Raw genomic sequence first — 19686 nt, forward strand, 5'->3', positions numbered from 1 at the left:
TCCCAGCCCCCGATTTGAGTCGTGGGGCAATCATTACGAATTGTGCAGACAATTAACCGCGTCCTGTACCGCCTAACAAGTGAATTATTCTTCCACTGGTTTTTGAGTGGAAAATACCGGGGCGATGGCGCTTAACTTTAACTCTGGATGATCTCCCTGTAACTGTTGGCAATTCCATTCATTGCGGAATAGCAATACTGGGCGTCCCATGCTGTCTTTGACTGTGGTGGTGTTAAATATACGTCCCACCTTGTTCAAAGCTTCCCAACCACCTTCAACCCAACGGGCGACGCTGTAGGGCAATAATTCTAGTATGGTTTCTACACCGTACTCGTTTTGGAGACGAAACTGCACCACTTCAAATTGCAACTGACCCACAGCGGCGAGAATTGGATCACGCTTGGCTTCATCAGTTGAGTACATAATTTGTACTGCACCCTCTTCGCGCAATTCCGAAATACCTTTCTGAAATTGCTTAAACTTGGAAGGGTTAGGATTTCTCAGAGTCGCAAATAGTTCTGGTGAAAAATACGGAATCCCCTCATATTCCAGCTTTTGACCCGTGTAAATTGTATCGCCGATCGCAAAAACCCCTGGATTGTTCAAACCGATCACATCACCCGGATAAGCTTCATCAATGGATTCCCGTTCTTGGGCAAAGAGTTTTTGCGGACGAGATAACCGTACAACTTTGCCAGTCCGGGCGTGATTCACTGTCATATCTTTTTCAAACTTACCAGTGCAGACCCGGACAAAAGCCACGCGATCGCGGTGTTTTGGATCCATATTCGCTTGCAGTTTGAAAACAAAACCAGAAAAATCGGGGTAGGTAGGGGGAACCTCGCCCACACTGCTATTATGCGAACCTGGTTTGAGGGCATAGTCCAGGAAGTACTTGAGGAATAACTCTACGCCAAAGTTGGTCATGGCACTACCAAAGAAAACAGGTGTCATTTTCCCTTGATGTACCAATTCCAAATCTAATTCTGGCCCTACTCCTTCTAAGAGTTCTAAATCGTTTTTCAGTTGGTAATATAAATCTTGTTCCAGCAGATCTTCAATTTGAGCATCACCCAAATCGACGATTGTATCGCGGGCTTCCCGGCTTCCGTGGGCGCTGCGTTCAAATAGGTGAATTTGTTGCTTGTCCCTGTCAAAAACCCCTTTAAAGCGATCGCCCATACCAATGGGCCAGTTGACTGCATAGGTTTGCAAGCCCAATTCTTGCTCAATTTCATCCAATAGTTCCAGAGGTTCTCTTCCCGGACGGTCGAGTTTATTCACGAATGTAAATATGGGCAACCCGCGCAGTTTACAAACTTCAAATAACTTTCTGGTTTGGGGTTCCAAACCTTTAGCCGCATCGATCAGCATCACTGCATTATCGGCGGCAGCTAAGGTACGATAAGTATCTTCGCTAAAATCTTGGTGTCCTGGTGTGTCTAGTAAATTGATCTGGCAATTTTGGTATTCAAACTGCAACACGGTGGAGGTAATAGAAATTCCCCTTTGTTGTTCCATTGCCATCCAGTCTGAGGTAGCCTTACGCTGTGCCCTACGTGCCTTTACCGCCCCAGCTTCGTGAATCGCACCTCCGTATAGCAGTAGCTTTTCTGTGAGTGTCGTTTTACCAGCATCAGGGTGGGAAATAATCGCAAAGTTACGGCGAAGTTCCACAGCTTTATGAAGTTCTGACTCAAGTTCAATTGACATAAGTGTATTTGTTTGCTTGTAAATTATCTTAATGTTTCTACTCTAGCGAGTCTTTTAATCTTAAAACAAGGATACTCGTGATAGGGTCGTATACAACGAACAACCTGAGTGAACAGGAGAAAAAAATGTACGATACAGATCAGCGCAAGCTGCTATCTGCTTTGTCTCATGCAGCAATTTTTTTCAGCACGCTATTTGTTTCTGTGGGTTTACCTATTGCTCTGTTGTTTGTCACAGACGATCCAATTGTCAAAGAAAACGCCAAAGAATCCATTAACTTTCACTTGAATGTGTGGATTTATGGAACAATTATTACAATCTTAATTTGGTTAACCCTTGGTTTGCTGTTTCCCTTAGCTGGTCTGGGATATCTGCTACACTGGGGACTAACAATTTGGGCAATAGCTTCCGTACTACTAAATCCCGATCAACCTTTTCGTTATCCCTTCATTTTTCGAGTCCTATAGCACAAAATATGATCAGAAATTGAACATAGTTCAATCCTCACGAGTAAAGGCGCAAGGTATTTTGTGCCTATTTGATTTTGACCAACCTGATTTAAAAATACTTTGTGTTTTTGTGTCTTAGTGGTAAAAAATCAAAAAACCGCGAAAGACACTAAGACACAAAGAGTTTTCATTCGTTCTAGTGTACGTAGTTGATGAAGGCTATTTATTTAGTAGAGACTAGAAAATGGGGAATTTACAATCATGCCCTATTATCTAATTTCTTTATTATTAATTGGGACGATTTTTTATATAGTTATTTTAGTGTCCCTTGGATATGGGTCAGCCGAGCTGTAAAATACAAAATTGCCCCACAACTTGAGCAAGAGTAGGGCAAGGGACAGTTAAGCACTGTTTGTAGTTTGTCCGACAGCAGCAGCATTTTGCCCTGCTTTTGTGACGCTTTGTCTTGTGTCCATTGCATTTATTATTTACAAAAATTTATGTTTCCAGTACATCGCCCCCGCCGTCTGCGTACCCACCCCCAACTCCGCCGGATGGTACGTGAAACTGTCTTGACAACTAATGATTTGATCTATCCGCTTTTTGCTGTTCCAGGTGAGGGAATTGCTAAAGAAGTAAAATCCATGCCTGGAGTTTACCAACTATCGGTAAATAAAATTGTCGAAGAAGCAAAAGCAGTTTATGACTTAGGAATACCCGCGATTATTCTGTTTGGTATACCTGCGGATAAAGATGTCGATGCTACTGGTGCTTGGCATGATTGCGGTATCGTCCAAAAAGCAGCGACAGCTGTGAAGGAAGCAGTACCAGATTTGATTGTAATTGCTGACACTTGTTTGTGTGAGTATACCAGTCACGGTCACTGCGGTTATTTGCAAGTTGGTGATTTGACAGGACGGGTTCTCAACGATCCTACCTTAGAATTATTGAAGAAAACAGCGGTTTCTCAAGCGAAAGCTGGTGCAGATATCATCGCGCCTTCTGGGATGATGGATGGTTTTGTGCAAGCAATTCGTCAAGGTTTGGATGAAGCAGGCTTTGAAGACACGCCGATTTTATCTTATGCTGCTAAGTATGCTTCAGCTTATTATGGCCCATTCCGGGATGCAGCAGAATCAACACCCCAATTTGGCGATCGCAGAACTTATCAAATGGATCCAGGTAACGCCAGGGAAGCCATTAAAGAAATTGAACTGGATATCGCCGAAGGTGCTGATATGCTCATGGTTAAGCCAGCTTTGGCATACATGGACATTATCTGGCGGGTCAAGGAAGCAAGTAACTTGCCTGTTGCTGCTTACAACGTTTCTGGTGAGTATTCTATGATTAAAGCTGCTGCTCTCAACGGCTGGATTGATGAGAAGCGCGTAGTCATGGAAACTTTAACTAGTTTTAAACGTGCTGGGGCTGACTTGATTTTAACATACCATGCTAAAGATGCGGCGCGATGGTTGTTGGAATAAGCTAGACTTTTGAATAATTTATTGAGAAATCTCACGCAGAGGCGCGAAGGCGCAAAGTTTTTCTTTGTGTTTTGGTGTTTGGGCGTGAGATTGTTGTATTTTGTCTTTGTCTGATGCGAAATTCAAAATTTAATCAATTAGCGTTATTTTTACCTATACATACAGCAGTCTGCAAGTAAACGAGGTACAGAACGCAGAACTAATTTATCGGTGAAAAGTTACTGTAACTGCTTGTTTGCTGTTCCAACATCAGGTTTTGTACGTGATGATACAGAAATATAGGCTGAACTCGTTTGCAAGAGGTGAGGCGATCGCTTATAAATGAATTATAGTTAATAAATTTTTTGCAATTGACCTTAAAAGTCAATTGATTTAATAAACCAACTTAAGTTTTCAAAGGGAGCATGGAATATGGATATGCAAGTCCTGAGAGAGCGTGCTGGGCTTAGCCGTGCAGAGGTTGCCTTCAGGCTTGCAATTAGTGAAACCAGTGTTCGTAACTGGGAAGCCGGGCGCACTGAACCCACGATGACACCAAAAAAATATTTAGACGCTTTGCGTCTTTTTAAATGTACACCGGAGGAATTGGCAGCCGCGAGTGAAAAGTCAATTAATCAGCGACATAAACGCAAACCAGGAAGACCTAAGCGCTTCCCGGATAATCCAGTTGTAGTGACAGATTCTCCAGTTTGCAGCTCATAGTCTGCTATCTGACAATTAGAGCCATTGATAAAAATGATAACATCTAAACTTATGTGCTTGCTGCTTCCAATAAGAGTAGCTACTAGTTAACCAGTGCTTGACAAAAAGTGATTTTAGTGAATTCCAAGAAATAAATTATCTCACTTGAAGTAGGGGCAGGTTCACAAATATCCTCGCTCTATCAAGTGACATATTCATTAACCCACCCCTACTGATGACTGTGAACAGTGAAATATTTTTTGTTTGGAAGTCCCTCCATCACAGCAACAACATTACTTCTTCACCTGATGGGTAGAAAGCCAGCAAAGTAGCTTGATGAATTAAGTAGTTATAAATACTTACACTACAGTCAAGTTATGGTTTTTTACCCTTGGGGAACAGCTGTGAATTGGATTTTGAGATAGTAATGTGGGTAATTAATCCCTACTACTAGCGGCAAAATAGCAATTAGACAGCATAGGAAATGGGGAAATCAAACAAAAGTTTGTTCTTCTATGGCTCTTGGGGTTGATTTGATGAACCCAATTTCTAACTAGTGCGATCGCTCACGGTATTGGCAGCGACGGCGCGATAAGATTCTAAAACAATAGTCGTACTAAAAGGTCTAAATGGCAGAAACACTATTCTTCAACGCTCTGCGAGAAGCCATTGATGAAGAAATGGCTCGTGATTCCAGTGTATTTGTTCTTGGTGAAGACGTAGGCCACTACGGCGGTTCCTACAAAGTTACCAAAGACTTATACAAGAAATATGGCGAATTGCGAGTTTTAGACACCCCGATCGCCGAAAATAGCTTTACAGGCATAGCAGTAGGCGCAGCCATGACAGGTTTGCGACCGATAATTGAAGGTATGAACATGGGCTTTTTGCTGTTGGCCTTCAACCAAATATCTAACAATGCTGGGATGCTGCGCTACACTTCCGGTGGTAACTTTAAAATTCCAATGGTGATTCGCGGCCCTGGAGGAGTAGGAAGACAGCTAGGAGCAGAACATTCCCAACGGTTAGAAGCTTACTTCCAAGCTGTTCCTGGGTTGAAAATTGTTGCCTGCTCCACACCTTACAATGCTAAAGGACTGCTGAAATCTGCTATCCGTGATGATAACCCCGTGTTGTTCTTTGAACACGTTCTGCTTTACAACTTGAAAGAAGATTTACCAAACGAAGAATACCTGTTGCCTTTAAACAAAGCAGAAGTTGTGCGTCGTGGAAAAGATGTCACAATTCTTACTTACTCACGGATGCGGCATCATGTATTGCAAGCCGTGAAGACTTTAGAAAAACAAGGTTACGATCCAGAAGTAATTGACTTAATATCACTCAAACCATTAGATTTTGATACCATTGGTGCATCCATACGCAAAACCCATCGAGTGATTATCGTCGAAGAAGGAATGAGAACCGGGGGTATTGGTGCAGAATTAATTGCCTCTATTAATGACCGTTTGTTTGATGAATTAGACGCGCCAGTGCTGCGGCTTTCTTCCCAAGATATTCCCACACCTTACAACGGCAATCTAGAGCGATTGACAATTGTCCAACCAGAGCAAATTGTCGAAGCTGTAGAGAAAATGGTAGCTTTGCGAGTTTAAAACAAAGTTAGGAGTTAAAAGTTAGGAGTGAGGAATTAAGAATTTAAAGTGTAAATTATAACTCCTCAATCCTGTACGGGCGCAAAGCCTTGCGCCACTCCTAATTCTTAACTAACAACTCATAACTCATAACTCATAACTTTCCAAAAGAGCGCTATTATAGCCTTTGTCAGTTGCGAGTTATGGTATGCAAAGACAGCGATCGCTATTAGCCTTGATTTTAGTTTTGATCATCGCCGCCATTGTGACGATTGTTCAAATACCCGTGCCTCTGGGATTAGACTTGCGCGGAGGTTCACAGCTCACAATTCGGGTGCAAACCACACCAGAAATTAAGCAAATCACCCCACGCGAATTAGAAGCCGTGCAAAGAGTCGTTGAAAACCGGATTAACGGCCTTGGTGTTTCTGAACCAGTAATTGAAAAAGTGCCTAACAGCGACAAGATTCTGGTGCAGCTACCTGGTGTCAATAATTCAGAGCAAGCACAACGGGTGTTAGGAGGCACCGCACAATTAGAATTCCGCACACAAAAAGCCGGTACGGAAACTCAACTGTTTGCTTTCCAAACTTCTAGAGCCGAACTTAAAGCTAAGCAAGAAGAGTTAAGAAAATCCCAAGACACTGCGGCAATCCAGAAAAATCAAGAAGAGTTACAAAAGAACAACCAAGCGATCGCAGAATTGTTTGAAAGCACTAACCCACCTCTAACTGGTAAATTTCTCAAAGATGCCTACGGCGAACCCACTCAAGGCGGCAATAATTGGAATGTCGCCATTCGTTTCGACCAAAAGGGTGGTGAACTGTTTGCCCAACTGACAAAAAACCTCGCTGGCACTGGACGGAGTATTGGTATATTCTTAGACAATGAACTTATCAGCGCTCCTGTCGTTGGGCCAGAATTTGCCGCTACTGGTATCACTGGTGGCGCTGCTGTGATTACGGGTAGATTTACGGCACAACAAGCTAACGACTTGGGTGTACAGTTACGCGGTGGTGCATTACCTGTACCAGTCAAAATAGAAGAAATCCGCACTGTTGGGGCAACTTTGGGTCAAGACAGCATCACCAGCAGTATCTACGCTGGTATTGGTGGTCTCATCCTAGTATTAATATTTATGGTGCTGTACTACAGACTACCAGGGCTAATTGCCGACATCGCACTCTTAATCTACGCCCTATTAACCTGGGCTTGCTTTGCATTGTTGGGTGTCACCCTGACTTTACCAGGAATTGCTGGTTTTATCCTGAGTATTGGTATGGCAGTGGATGCCAACGTGCTAATTTTTGAGCGCACACGGGAAGAATTACAAGCAGGCAAATCTTTATATCGTTCTGTAGAATCTGGTTTTTACCGCGCCTTTTCGAGTATCTTAGACGGCAACGTTACCACAGTTATTGCTTGTGCCGCACTCTTCTGGCTGGGGGCTGGTTTAGTGAAAGGCTTTGCTCTAACATTGGCTTTGGGCGTAGCAGTCAGTATGTTTACCGCAATTACCTGTAGTCGCACTCTCATGTTTTTGGCAATTTCCATTCCCGCACTGCGGAAACCAGAACTTTTCTCTCCCAATGTGCCAACCTCAAATAAGGCAGAGGTGGCTAAATGAAACTAAGTATTAACAAATCGCGATCGCTGTGGTGGACTGTTTCAGGTGCCATTATTCTCGCTGGTATCATCTCAATGGTGATTTCTTGGCAAAATCCCAACATCAAAGCACCTCTACGTCCCAGTTTGGATTTTGTCGGTGGTACAAGATTACAGTTTGAACGAGACTGTACTAAACCAGGTAACTGCGACAAGCCAATAGATATCAATGTCGTCCGAGAAGTAGCGAAAGCACAGGGAATAGGGGATAGCGGCATTCAAATTGTTGCAGACAGAGATACAAAAGCAGAAAACGGCATATTAATCCGCACAAAAAACTTAGATACTGACCAGCAAATCCAGTTAAAAAATGCTTTAAGCGAAAAAGTTGGTGCTTTCGACGAACGAAAAAGTCAGGTTGATATAGTTGGGCCGACTCTGGGACGAGAGTTGTTTACCTCTGGTGTAATTGCCCTGATTATGTCTTTTGTAGGTATCGTTGTTTACTTAGCATTTCGCTTTCAGTTGGATTATGCGGTATTTGCGGTCATTGCTCTATTTCACGATGTACTCATCACCGTAGGGATTTTTTCGATTTTGGGTTTGGTACTGGGTATTGAAGTAGATAGCCTGTTTATTGTAGCTTTATTGACAATTACAGGGTTTTCGGTCAACGATACAGTGGTAATTTACGATCGCATCCGGGAAACACTCAAAATAAATCCCAACCGTCCCATTGCCGATATTGTTGATGATGCAGTCAACCAAACTTTAGGTAGATCAATCAACACAACTTTAACTGTGTTGCTGACATTGTTTGCTATCTTTCTGTTTGGCGGAGAAACACTGAAAAACTTTGCTCTAGCTCTAATTATTGGTTTCACAATGGGAGCTTATTCCAGTATTTTCATTGCCAGTACTCTCCTAGTTTGGTGGCGCGAACGCACAGGTCAATCAGTAGCGGTAGGAAGTGCTGAGCCAATTGATACATCCCCTAGTTCTCAGGATACTTAAGTTGTCGTTCATTTGATTGTTGAGTTAAAACATTATGCAAATTGCTTAACGACACGCTGCAATTTTCTTACCCTATGGATCTACCGGAACAACCGCCAACTTCTAGCAACAACACCGAGAATACTGACCCATCCTTTGCCCAACAAGTACAAAAGCTACATCAGTTGACAGTATACGGCAGGTGGTTATTTGTTGGCTTTTTGTGGCTCACAATTGGCCCTGTGTGCTTGTGGAATCTACGTGCAGAAATTTCTCTTTGGCAACAATACTTTACTTGGGTGGCAGTGCGCTACGGACTGTTTTATCATCCACTGTCTACTCTGGGTTTAGGATTTTGTATTGGGATGACAGTTGCTGTCTTGGTTTGGCAGAGTCGCAATATTTTAGTTGGGTTGCCACAACAAGAAAAGCAACGTTTAGAAAAACAAGTTTGTCGGATACGCCAGCAGGGGCCAACTCATCCTCTGTGGAAGTGGGTTTGTGATGAAATCAAGGCTGGATGATAAAATTTTCAAATTGTTGCATGTATATGTACCTATTGGGCATTTTATAGCAAAATAAAACTTAACAATTATGAATCATGGGGAAAAGGGTAAAGGTAAAAAGGATGTACTGTTATAAGCTAAACCACATCCAAATTGCATAATCACTCGTAAAGGTCGTTTACCGATGACTGTTAACGAAGGCAGGGGGCAGGAGGCCGTTTTTGTCACGAGGATTTATACCCCGTTCCAAAAACTTTTCGTCTTAAAAGGCGAGGTTTCAGACCGGATTGTTTCGATGAAAGTTATCAGTCATCAGTCATCAATCATCAGTCAACACAATTAGATATGCAACCTTGATGTGCAACAGCTTAGTTTCTTGTTCTCCTTCTTCAGAAAAGATACTGCCAAAATTGGGTGTCTCCAGATGAACTATTCTCAAATTCAATTTTGCGATCGCCAGTCTAAAATAGACCTTTACCAACTCCAAGAACTATTAAACATTTCAGCTTTCTGGGCAAAAGGGCGTAGTGTAGAGGATTTAGGTATCGCTATTGCTAACAGCGACCCCGTAATTTCTGTCTGGGATAATGAGAAACTGATTGGCTTTGCCAGAGCCACTTCTGATGGTATCTATCGTGCCACAATTTGGGATGTTGTGATCCACCCAGATTACCGTGGTACTGGGCTAGGAACCAAATTAGTGGAAATCGTCTTGAGCCACCCGCGCATGAAGATGGTTGAGCGTGTATATCTGATGACGACTCATCAACAAGGATTTTACGAGAAGATTGGCTTTCAAGCCAATACTAGTACAACTATGGTATTGTGCAACCAATCTAATTTAAATTCTCTTTCAACTGCGGAGATTCAGCTTCAGGAGACGCTAGGGGGATAGACACTTGCACCCTAGTATAGTTGAGGGTCTGTTCATTAGTAATTAAAGGAAGGATTTCTAGCTTTCCTCCCATAACTTCCAGCAGAGTTTGATTTAGTAATAGCTTCATTCCTGCTGAAAGAGCAGTCTTTTTGTTAACAGTTTCAGTCAATACATTTTCAGATTTGATTAAGTCAATTGACTCATGATTTGGTAAAGCTTGATCTGGCAGATCCAAGCAAATGTGAACAGTCTTACTTGTAGGTGAAAGGCTACTAGAAATCTGGATACTGCCTTCCTCCATTTGAGTAATGGCAGTGTCTACGAAACTTACTAAGACTTGTCGTAGCCAACGGTGATCTGCCAAAACATAAATTTCTGGATCGGGAGGTAACACGCGTAAAGTAAAATTACGATTTGCCGCCAGCATGTAAGTTAAATGATTAACTTCTTGCAAAATCTTACTTAGGCATTGGGGCTGAATATCTAGTTTGTTGGTACCGTGTTCTGTTCTAGCCACGCCGAGAATTTCATCAATCAGATGTAGCAATTTCAGAGCTTTCTCGTGAGCTTGGGCAATAAATTCTCGCTCTTCCGCCGGATCATCACATAAATCCGACAAAATTAATTGATGCAATCCAATTAAACTATTGAGAGGCGATCGCAATTCGTGGGTAGTCCGCGCTAGAAAACCCGCTTTAAACTGACCCATTTCCTGTGCCATTTGGTACGCTAGTTGCGTTTGCTTGATCTTTTGTAAGAGTTGTGGCACATTGTGTTGTTCTGCGGGTGCTAGCGAGGATGAGCTAGAAACGGCATTTGATGACCGCACAAATAACGAACGAAGACCCATCCCCACTAACAATCCGGCTCCTAGATATATCCAGTTGCTCCAATTCATAATTTGGCAATTATTGACTTGTTAATTGACCACAAAGGCACAAAACAATGTTCCGGATTTCTCAAGACATCCGTTTCTAGCTTTGGTTAAGGATTCAGAACTTACGCAACTAGCATATATAGCAAAGTGCTGAGTGAAAACCTAGTTGCTCCAAGGCTTTGAACAATCAATATTGTTCTAACACATCTGGCTACGGCTATATTTTAGTGTCAAAAGTCAAGGGTTTTGGACATTGGAATGGATGACTTTGGACGATTTTTGCGAAAAAATATGACAATGTGCGTCAGCCCTAAGATTTTAATGTTTTTTGCCTATACTCAAGAAAACAACATTATAGCTACGATTTTTATTTACCAACTTAAAAATCTAATTTGATAGTACCTTGGCGTAAAATTTGCCAATTTCTTCCTGTCCACTTAGCCACCGTGGAGGGTACACCAACCCCTGACATCTCGCCGAGAAATTCTGTAGCTGCTAAAGTCAGAACTTCAGGAAACTGAGCTTCAATTTCTGCCATTGTTGATAAAGGCGGCTGACTTGAAAAATTCGCACTAGTAGTAGCAAGAGGGCCTGTTTGCGCCAAAATATTTTGAGCGATCGCACTATCAGGGACGCGGATGCCAATTGTTGTTGGATCTTTGGGGTTCATGACTGCTGGGACGCGATCGCTAGCTGGTAAGACCAACGTTAATCCTCCCGGCCAATATTTGCTTACTACTTCTCGCCATAATTTATACTCGTTTTCACTGCCCTTAACATATGGCCACAAATCCTCCGCGCTAGCTGCCATTAAAATCAAAGGTTTATCCTGACTGCGCTGTTTAGCAGCAAAAATCAATCCTGCCTTTTCTGGTAAAGCTGCAAGTGCTGGAACGGTATCTGTAGGAAAGCTCACCAATAAGCCAGCGCGTGCGCCTGCAATCAGGTCTTTTAAGGAAACTCTAGTCATGTTTTGTCAAGTTAAGAGTCAGGAGTTAGGAGTTAGTAATTAAGAGTAAAGAATGAGTGATTTACTAATATTTGAAAGTTATTTCATTTGTCAATACTAAGAGGATATTTGAAAAGTATCAATAATTTTGATTTTAGATAAAATCTAAGTATAATTAACCTCAAAGTAACCTGAAAACATTACATTTTTCGTTTAACCCTACTCCCCTAAAGCCAGGATTTGAGGATTCAAAGTAGTATTTTATCCTTTAATTTAATGAACTAATCGGTTCAGCTTGGCTGATTTGGCAATTCCCAATCGTATCTTTATCTCAGCTCGCGGCTTTCATTTGGTCAAACCAGGCGATCGCCGCTAAGGAACTACTGATCCTGCTGCCACTTCTCACATCGCCAATTCCAATCGCGTGTTGTCTCATAGCCTGAATCAATTGCTGTTTGTCGAAAATGCCTAACTCATCAATCCGCGACTGATTGACCATTTCCTCTAGATTGGGTAAATTCTTGGCTAGTCCCTGCCAATAAACCTCGTTGAAGTTTCCCTTGAATTGCCGAGTCCGAATTGGTTCCGGTAGAATCCCGTCCATCGCCACTTGCAGCAGAGGTTTGGAAACGCCAGGGATTTCTCTCAGTTCTCTGGGGAGACTGAGACAGTAAGTAATCAGACGCGGATCTAGGAAGGGTTGGCAAATTCGGATTCCCAGCGGTGCAGCAAGATACCAAGCAGCCCAATTTCCGGCAGATGCCCGCAATCCTAGCAGATTTAAGGATTGCTCTACCGAATATCTGTTGATCTCACGTATAGTCTTTAACGCTTTGCCCCACATATCGTGCTGCTTGGCAAAATCAGGGAGAACCCAAGGAGGAACGGTAAATGAACCTAGCTTTGGCCAGCGTCCATAGCCACGTCGGATGAAAGTTGGCAAGCCCTCTCGCAGCAGTGGCAAAATTAAAGGTTCAATTCCGAATGGGTACAAAATTGACCAGAGGCTCTGGTTCTTGGCATTAGCCCATTGACGCGCCTCTAGTAGAGCTTTGTGCCAGTGACCTTGACGCATCAAATCTGCCAAGCGCAGCCGATTTCCTTCTACAATCAGTTCTGCTCCCCCTCCACTCATAATCGCCGTCACCCCCAGCTGAGCAGCTACATCGACCAGCACCTTTTCCATTGCTAAGTGGAATAAACCAGGATAAGGTTCGTCATGGGCAGGGATTTCTTTGGTAAACCACTCGAAGTCTAGAGCTGCATCCCCATCCATATAATGTGGTTCAATCGTTCCTCCCTGATTAACCACCATCTGAATGTAATCCGTTTCACCTGCCAGACTCCGCATTTGATAAACCAAAGAAAGGGTAGTCAGCTTTCTGGGAAAGGTTTCTGCTGCTAGTAAATCGCGGGCAATACACACTATTGAAGAGCTATCCATCCCTCCTGATAAGTGAGAAGCAGTTTTCTCGTCCTGAATTCGCTGTTTGACTGCTTGCCGAAAAATGTCGATAAACTGTAAATTTGCTTCCTGGGGTGCGATATTTTCTATCGGTTGAATTTGATTCATCCAGTCCCAAGACCAGATTTTTGTTGTCCGGCGATCGGGAGTGAATACTAAGAGATTACTTGGTAGAATCCGGTGAATTTCCTCAAATGCCGTCTTCTCTGTGGCTAACTCGACAAAAGCATAGGGAAACATTAAGAATGAGCCGAGAAAGTCTCTATTTATGGCGGCTTGGGGGAGTTGTTGGGCTAATAGTTGCAAATTAGTGCTAACCCAGGTGGTTTGGTTGTGGTGCATCCAGTACAAGGGAAAGCTTCCTAGAGGATCGCGCAGGGCGAAAAGACACGATTCCTTGCGATCGAAAACCACTAGTGCAAATTCACCCTCAAGTTTCTCTAAACCTTGTGCGCCATAATTTTGAAAAATAGCCAATACCAAGGCTGCATCTGAGGCGAAGTTATGCTGAAATGCTTGAGGAAAGAGAGTTTCCCAATCATCCTGGTAATAAATTCGTCCCATCAGCACCACTGCCATTTCTGTTGCGGAGTCTTGGGCAAACGTTACTAAAGAAGTTGCTGAGGAAAAGATATGAAATTCAGCCTTTTTGGTTGCTTCTAGGATGACTTCAAATCCGGTTCTCATGGCTGTCCTCGCTGTCGCGTTTAGGAATATCTAACAACTGGGGTAAAGGGTTGACAATGAGCTAATTCATCCGTTACAACTAAGCCATTACACTCAACCCAGGCGTGGACTTGAAACGGATAGCGATTGATGCCGATAACTAAAGTTGCAGGTAAGCCGTAAAAAGTACGGAGAAGATGATAACCAACCAATGCCCGTTCTTTACAAACCATTGGTAAGAAAAGCTTACTAGCAGCTGCTTCCCGCACCATTCGATCTATTGTCTGAATAACATCTGCTGTTACTGTGGTGTCGGCTGCTGAAATTGCGCCATGCCAGTGCTGCCACAATGAGACAGTGCGACTCCATCCGAGTAGACGAAAACTGAGCCAACTTAAGCTTAACAATAGCTCAACTGTCAGGCGATTCGGGTTTGGTTCAGGGTTGACTAAATTACGGAAAATTGAACTGACTGTTTTTAAGAGCAAAAGTAAGATTTTGTTACAAATTTTATTGGTTATTTGTGAATAAGAACGTATCAAATTCAATAAGTAATTATGCGTTTTGCTTTCAGTAACAAATAGCTGTTTTTGCTCTAAATCATGTAAAAGTTTAGTCAAGTCAGAACGAACAATTTCTTGATTTACTTCATAGATTTTAGTTAGTTCGTTCACTGCCTCTTCTACTCCTTTTTCTAGTACGAGCAACACCATTAATGTAGCGATTTTATCCAGCCCATAAAACTGTCCGCGCTCAAAATCTAAGATTTGAGCGCTCTCATCTTGCAGATATAGAAATACATCTCGATTAAGACCGTAATAACTGCCGTTTTCGCCCATTAAAATTGCCATTTTCTTTGTCTTGCTGCTGATTTCAATATCAGCTAATTGGTATTTGGAATCTGCTAGTAAATTATAAGAGCCATACTTCAAATGAGGTTAATTTAGTTTATTTTATTCTTGAAGTTAAAGTAAACAAAATATAAGTTTTTTTGTAGTTACTATAGCTACAGCTAAAATATAATTACTAAAAATATAAGTTGAACTTATTTCATTGCCACCAAACTCATGAATAATCATGATTCAAGTTAAAGAAATTTTTACACTTGATAAAAGAAGGGTGATATTGATGACACGCAAATTTAAACGTCAAAAGAAATCTGCTTCTTCACAAATTAACAAATCTCATCATAAAACATCTAAACCTGAAAATTTATCGAAGTTTTCAAAGATAAATACTCGTTTAGTAGAAATGCCAAAAACAATATGCAGATGCCTCACTAACAATAAAGAAATTATATTAAAGATAATAGGAGGATCTGCTATTTTATCTTTAGTAGGGGGTATAGTAGCTAATTACATTTCACAGCAGCGCTATTATGATGATTTACTAGATAAATATTTTAACTCAATGGAGAAATTATTGATTAAGGATGAGTTACAGAATAATTACCTAGATATGCATCTTCCTGATAAGAGAAATCATCATGAAAATAATAGACAGAAAAAAGCTAAATATAAATATGAGCAAGTAAAAAGTCTTGCACTCGCTGTAACAGGAAATACGTTGCGTTCTCTAAGCAAAAATGACGGAATGTGTTTATTTGGAGAACCTTTAAAGAAAGTTCCCTTGTGTATACCTTGGACTAGAAAAAATCCAGAACGGCGAGAACTTGTACTAAATTTTTTACAACAATCAAAATTAGGTTTTATAGATCCAGATTCTGGACAACGGCCACCCCAACCAGCGGAATCTTTTTTAGAAGGAATCAATCTTAGTACTATGTCAGACAGTAAGATATTAAGGCGATTAGATAAAATATTAGGAAAATTAAATTTATGTAAGAATTTGGAGAAATTAGATTTAGAGAAGATTCAACTGGATAGAGCTATCCTGATAAAGGCTAATTTCACACAAGCTAACTTGACAGGGGCAAAACTGAGTAACGCCGATTTGAGAGATGCCGTTTTGACACAGACCGATCTGTCTAATGCGAATCTGACAAAAACCAACTTGAGAAACGCCCATCTTGAGAACGCTACTCTCAACGGCACTACTCTAGAGCGAGCTAACTTGATTGATGCCAATCTCAAAGATGTTAATTTAGATAACCAAACTCATTTCAAAGGAGCTGTATATGGTCGAACTAAATCTTATAGTCAGAAGACTAAAAATAAACTTGAAGAAGAGGCGATTAAAGTCGAACGTGGCTTAGATTTAAGCAACCTCCCTCCAAAAACTCGTAAAGCCCTAAATGAAGTTTTTAAAAAAGATCCACATCAAGATAAAACTCGCCTTGCTTTAATTAATACTGACCTTAGTGGAGTCGATCTCACAAATGCTAATCTCACAGGCGCTATCCTCAAAGATGCCGATCTGACAAATGCTAATCTTACAGGCGCTAACCTTAAAGATGCCGATCTCACAGGCGCTAACCTTAAAGGTACCAAAGGAGCAGCCATAAATCAAGCCAAGCTTTGCAATACTATCCTGCCTACTGGCGAAATATCTGTTTGTCTGAACAAGGATTCATGAAAATTTTGTAGCTGGCTTGAATTTTATAGCGCAACTACAAACTATGACATAATCTTTGATTTAATTTTGTTAATTCCTCACCTGAATAATTAACCGCTGTAATAGTAAGCACTGTTAGGCCCGTCAACCAAAGTACCTCTGTAGAATGCCTGAACCTGTTCGAGAGAACCAAGAGAGTAAATCTCAGGTTGACGATAAGGCAGTCGTTTATCGTTCTTGGCTTGCTGTCTTAGCAGCTCTATTGAAGACTCTAAATTTTGCTTAAACATAGTAACAAAGTTGAAAGTCTCTACAACTCTATTGTGTATCATTGGAAATAAAATGAACGATAAATTTAAGAATATTTATTGTCAATTATGATATATAAATAAAAGACATTATTTAACCTTGAGTGCAACCGAGCGAACTTAGCCTATTTCAAACTTTTCGGCATAGCTTACTATTGGTAATTCAGTCAGCGCCCACTGAGTTACGCACTCTGATATTTTTAACTCTAATTAGTGGTTCTAGCCCAGCAATTTCACTGTTTCTCAACAAAATTATTATTGACCGAATCTCCCATTTATTAGGGAAATATACAACAGTAAGCTCACTCACTCTTATCCTACAAGAGCCACTCTTACTTTGGTGCATTGGAGGTTTAATATTACTTAATTTATTAACCGACTCAATAAACGGGATAACCAACTTTGTTTTTTCTTCCCTGCGCGATCGCGTGCAAGGTTTCGCTCAAAGTATTGTACTGAATAAGGTCGCTAATTTTGCGGATATCGCGTTATTTGAAACACCCGAATTGTTGAACTTGGTTCAACTGGCACAAACAGGAATAGAACGGCTTAAAGAACTATCGTTCATCGCAATTACAACTTTGCATGGTTTTTTTATCTTAATTCCTGCTATTCTGCTCTCTAGCTCAATTGCTTGGTGGATACCGTTAATTTTATTTACCTCTGCTACACCAGCGATTTATGTGGAATTGACTTACCGCAAAAAAAGCTGGGAAGTCGAAGAAACTCAGGCGAGTGTTATCCGCCAAATGAACTTGTATCGGGATGTCTTAGTAGGTGAAGCTTATGCCAAAGAATTACGCTTATTTCAGCTACAACCTTTATTGCTGAGTCGGTGGCAAAGTCTTTTTCAGACCATGTTTAGATCGATGCAGCAAATCCGCAAAAGAGGGACGTTGCTAGTAATTTCTTGGTCAATGGTAAATGGATTAGGAACCGCTTTACCCTATATTTATGTTGTAATTGGAGCTTTACGCGGAATTTATACTTTAGGAGATTTAGCACTTTATGCAGGTTTGATTTTACAAGTGCGCCAGAGTTTGTTTTTACTGATTAATAATGGGTCTGATTTATATAATGTGGTTTTGGGAACGCGTCCGATTTTCCAATTATTAGAACTGAAGCCGAAATTGCGGTTATCGTTAGCCTCAAGGGAAGATACTGCTGCTAAATTGTCGTTGACAAAGCACCAGGGAATCCAAATCAAGAACTTATCTTTTGCTTATCCTGGTAGCGACAGCAAGATTCTAGACAACATCAACCTTACAATTCAGCCGCATCAAATGATTGCCTTAGTGGGGGAAAATGGTGCAGGGAAAACAACTCTGGCTAAGTTACTCTGTCGCCTGTACGATCCAAGTAGTGGCGAGATTTTGTGGAACAGACAGGATTTACGCGCAATTGACTTGACACAGCTACACTCACGTCTGGCTGTGGTAATGCAAGATTACGCTCGATTTCCCGCTACAGTGAGTGAAAATGTCGGTTTTGGGTACTTACCTGCCCTACAGGATGTTAACACCATCCAAGAGGCACTGAGAACAGTAAGAATTGCCAAGGCTGTGGACAATCTACCGCAAGGCTTAGAAACACTATTAGGTAAGCAATTAGCAGGTGGCGTAGACTTGTCAGGAGGACAGTGGCAAAGAATTGCGATCGCTCGCGCGTTAATACGATTATCCTCGGCAGAACTATTAATTTTAGACGAACCGACAGGCGCACTCGATCCGAAAACCGAACATGAGATTCATCAGCTTTTACGTACCATTGCTACCAATAAAATGGCTGTTGTCATCAGTCATCGTCTAGCTTTATCCAAACTAGCAGACCGAATTATTGTTTTAAAAAATGGCAAGATTATAGAAACAGGAAGCCATGAGGAATTAATAGCAAGAGGCGGACAATATCATTTCATGTTTACCCGCCAAGCCAGTAGCTATCAGTAGACCGAACTATCAAATTAAGGTTGGTAATTCAAAAAACCGATACTTCTAAATTTTATAAGCAAGCGCAAAGCGTTCAATTCCCGCTAAATCGCTGTGAATTTGAATATTACAATACCTTCCTTGATTGTCCAATAATTCGCGCACTGCATCCGCCTGTCCTGCCATCATTTCAATCAGCCACACGCCACCAGATAGCAAATAATTAGGGGAAGTTTCTATCAAATGACGGATGCAATCCAAGCCATCAGCACCACCATCCAGCGCTAAATGTGGTTCATGGTTAACCACTTCTGGTTGCAAGGTAGACACAATATTGCTGGGAATATAGGGCGGGTTAGATACCATGCCGCTGAATTGACCGGATAATGCTGCTAGCGGTTCCCACCAAGAACCTTGATAAAATCGGATTTGTTTGCCAAAACCTAAATTATCGGCATTTGCCTGGGCGATCGCTAATGCTGCTAAACTACGATCAACTGCATGAATTGTCGCTTTTGGCAAGGCATCTGCTAATCCCAAAGCGATCGCCCCACTTCCCGTACCTAAATCTGCCCAGTGTCCTGAGTCTAAAGGCAAAGTCGCATGGCTTTTAGCTGCGGCTTTCACAGCTAAATCAATCAAGTACTCTGTTTCTGGTCTGGGAATCAATACCGCACTCGACACCGCAATTTTAAACTGTCGCCAAGGTGTCACTCCAGCAATGTACTGCACTGGCAAGCGTTCATGTAATCGCTTCTGCCACAGATGGTCTAACTCTTCTAAAGCTAACTTCATCTGAATTTGAGGTCTATCTTTGAAAGACTCCAAACGCAGTGCTAAACGGTCTAAGTCGGCAATCTCTAAAAGCAACCAATCCACTTCAGAATCAGGGACATCATTCGCGATCGCTGCTTCTATTGCTGCATTCCGCCACTGCCAAAGTTGTAAACCTGAAACTAATTGTGGCTGTGTATCCACCATACTTCCCCTTTCAAGGTGTAATGTATTTTTGTGAAAAGCCCAAAATTCGGTAAATTTTTTTGAGGATTTTTACCCACCTTGAAAGGGCTAGTTTATAGGAC

Annotated in this window: 17 protein-coding genes; 10 read left to right on the top strand and 7 right to left on the bottom strand. The window is 41.7% G+C overall.

Annotated features, from left to right (window positions below; translation table 11 throughout):
* Nucleotides 1-84: 84 nt before the first annotated feature.
* Nucleotides 85-1713 (bottom strand): peptide chain release factor 3, encoded by a 1629-nt coding sequence (gene prfC / locus I8748_RS28570; RefSeq protein WP_198127880.1) that lies wholly within the window; start codon nt 1711-1713, stop codon nt 85-87.
* Between the two features lie 125 nt (nt 1714-1838).
* Here prfC and I8748_RS28575 point away from each other — a divergent pair, with 125 nt between their 5' ends.
* From I8748_RS28575 to I8748_RS28610, 8 genes are all read left to right on the top strand, one after another.
* The gene (locus I8748_RS28575; RefSeq protein WP_198127881.1) at nt 1839-2180 is read left to right on the top strand and encodes a DUF4870 domain-containing protein; all 342 of its coding nucleotides are present in this window, start codon (nt 1839-1841) and stop codon (nt 2178-2180) included.
* A 482-nt stretch (nt 2181-2662) separates the two neighbouring features.
* Nucleotides 2663-3646, top strand: coding sequence for a porphobilinogen synthase (hemB, locus tag I8748_RS28580; protein ID WP_096558791.1), 984 nt, complete (start codon nt 2663-2665; stop codon nt 3644-3646).
* Nucleotides 3647-4057: 411 nt separating this feature from the next.
* Nucleotides 4058-4348 (top strand): helix-turn-helix domain-containing protein, encoded by a 291-nt coding sequence (locus tag I8748_RS28585; protein ID WP_198127882.1) that lies wholly within the window; start codon nt 4058-4060, stop codon nt 4346-4348.
* A 608-nt stretch (nt 4349-4956) separates the two neighbouring features.
* Nucleotides 4957-5940 carry an alpha-ketoacid dehydrogenase subunit beta gene (locus I8748_RS28590; RefSeq protein WP_198127883.1) on the top strand — a complete coding sequence of 328 codons (984 nt, stop codon included), beginning with the start codon at nt 4957-4959 and terminating at the stop codon, nt 5938-5940.
* Between the two features lie 187 nt (nt 5941-6127).
* Nucleotides 6128-7546, top strand: a complete 1419-nt coding sequence (gene secD, locus I8748_RS28595; RefSeq protein ID WP_198128054.1) for a protein translocase subunit SecD — start codon at nt 6128-6130, stop codon at nt 7544-7546.
* Nucleotides 7543-8538 (top strand): protein translocase subunit SecF, encoded by a 996-nt coding sequence (gene secF / locus I8748_RS28600; protein WP_198127884.1) that lies wholly within the window; start codon nt 7543-7545, stop codon nt 8536-8538. The genes secD and secF overlap by 4 nt, the downstream gene beginning before the upstream one ends.
* 74 nt (nt 8539-8612) lie before the next feature.
* On the top strand, nt 8613-9041 hold the full coding sequence (locus tag I8748_RS28605) for a hypothetical protein (protein ID WP_198127885.1): 429 nt from the start codon (nt 8613-8615) through the stop codon (nt 9039-9041).
* A gap of 406 nt (nt 9042-9447) precedes the next feature.
* Nucleotides 9448-9918, top strand: a complete 471-nt coding sequence (locus I8748_RS28610; RefSeq protein ID WP_198127886.1) for a GNAT family N-acetyltransferase — start codon at nt 9448-9450, stop codon at nt 9916-9918.
* On the opposite strand, the gene I8748_RS28615 is transcribed toward I8748_RS28610, so the two are convergent.
* The 4 genes from I8748_RS28615 to I8748_RS28630 all read right to left on the bottom strand — a co-directional run bounded on the left by I8748_RS28615 (nt 9860) and on the right by I8748_RS28630 (nt 14708).
* Nucleotides 9860-10798 (bottom strand): sensor histidine kinase, encoded by a 939-nt coding sequence (locus tag I8748_RS28615; RefSeq protein WP_198127887.1) that lies wholly within the window; start codon nt 10796-10798, stop codon nt 9860-9862. The genes I8748_RS28610 and I8748_RS28615 overlap by 59 nt on opposite strands.
* Before the next feature lie 358 nt (nt 10799-11156).
* Nucleotides 11157-11747 (bottom strand): L-threonylcarbamoyladenylate synthase, encoded by a 591-nt coding sequence (locus I8748_RS28620; RefSeq protein ID WP_198127888.1) that lies wholly within the window; start codon nt 11745-11747, stop codon nt 11157-11159.
* 310 nt (nt 11748-12057) lie between these two features.
* On the bottom strand, nt 12058-13878 hold the full coding sequence (locus I8748_RS28625; protein ID WP_198127889.1) for an asparagine synthase-related protein: 1821 nt from the start codon (nt 13876-13878) through the stop codon (nt 12058-12060).
* Nucleotides 13879-13898: 20 nt separating this feature from the next.
* Nucleotides 13899-14708: a lasso peptide biosynthesis B2 protein gene (locus I8748_RS28630; RefSeq protein ID WP_198127890.1), complete on the bottom strand. Its 810-nt coding sequence runs from the start codon at nt 14706-14708 to the stop codon at nt 13899-13901.
* Between the two features lie 226 nt (nt 14709-14934).
* On the opposite strand from I8748_RS28630, the gene I8748_RS28635 reads away from it, so the two are divergent.
* Nucleotides 14935-16392: a pentapeptide repeat-containing protein gene (locus tag I8748_RS28635; protein ID WP_198127891.1), complete on the top strand. Its 1458-nt coding sequence runs from the start codon at nt 14935-14937 to the stop codon at nt 16390-16392.
* An 89-nt stretch (nt 16393-16481) separates the two neighbouring features.
* On the opposite strand, the gene I8748_RS28640 is transcribed toward I8748_RS28635, so the two are convergent.
* Nucleotides 16482-16661, bottom strand: coding sequence for a hypothetical protein (locus I8748_RS28640; RefSeq protein ID WP_198127892.1), 180 nt, complete (start codon nt 16659-16661; stop codon nt 16482-16484).
* 173 nt (nt 16662-16834) lie between these two features.
* On the opposite strand from I8748_RS28640, the gene I8748_RS28645 reads away from it, so the two are divergent.
* Nucleotides 16835-18625, top strand: coding sequence for an ABC transporter ATP-binding protein (locus I8748_RS28645; protein ID WP_214662795.1), 1791 nt, complete (start codon nt 16835-16837; stop codon nt 18623-18625).
* Between the two features lie 45 nt (nt 18626-18670).
* On the opposite strand, the gene prmC is transcribed toward I8748_RS28645, so the two are convergent.
* Nucleotides 18671-19585 carry a peptide chain release factor N(5)-glutamine methyltransferase gene (prmC, locus tag I8748_RS28650; RefSeq protein ID WP_198127894.1) on the bottom strand — a complete coding sequence of 305 codons (915 nt, stop codon included), beginning with the start codon at nt 19583-19585 and terminating at the stop codon, nt 18671-18673.
* Between the last annotated feature and the right edge of the window lie 101 nt (nt 19586-19686).

The organism is Amazonocrinis nigriterrae CENA67 (assembly GCF_016056305.1).
Lineage (GTDB): Bacteria > Cyanobacteriota > Cyanobacteriia > Cyanobacteriales > Nostocaceae > Amazonocrinis > Amazonocrinis nigriterrae.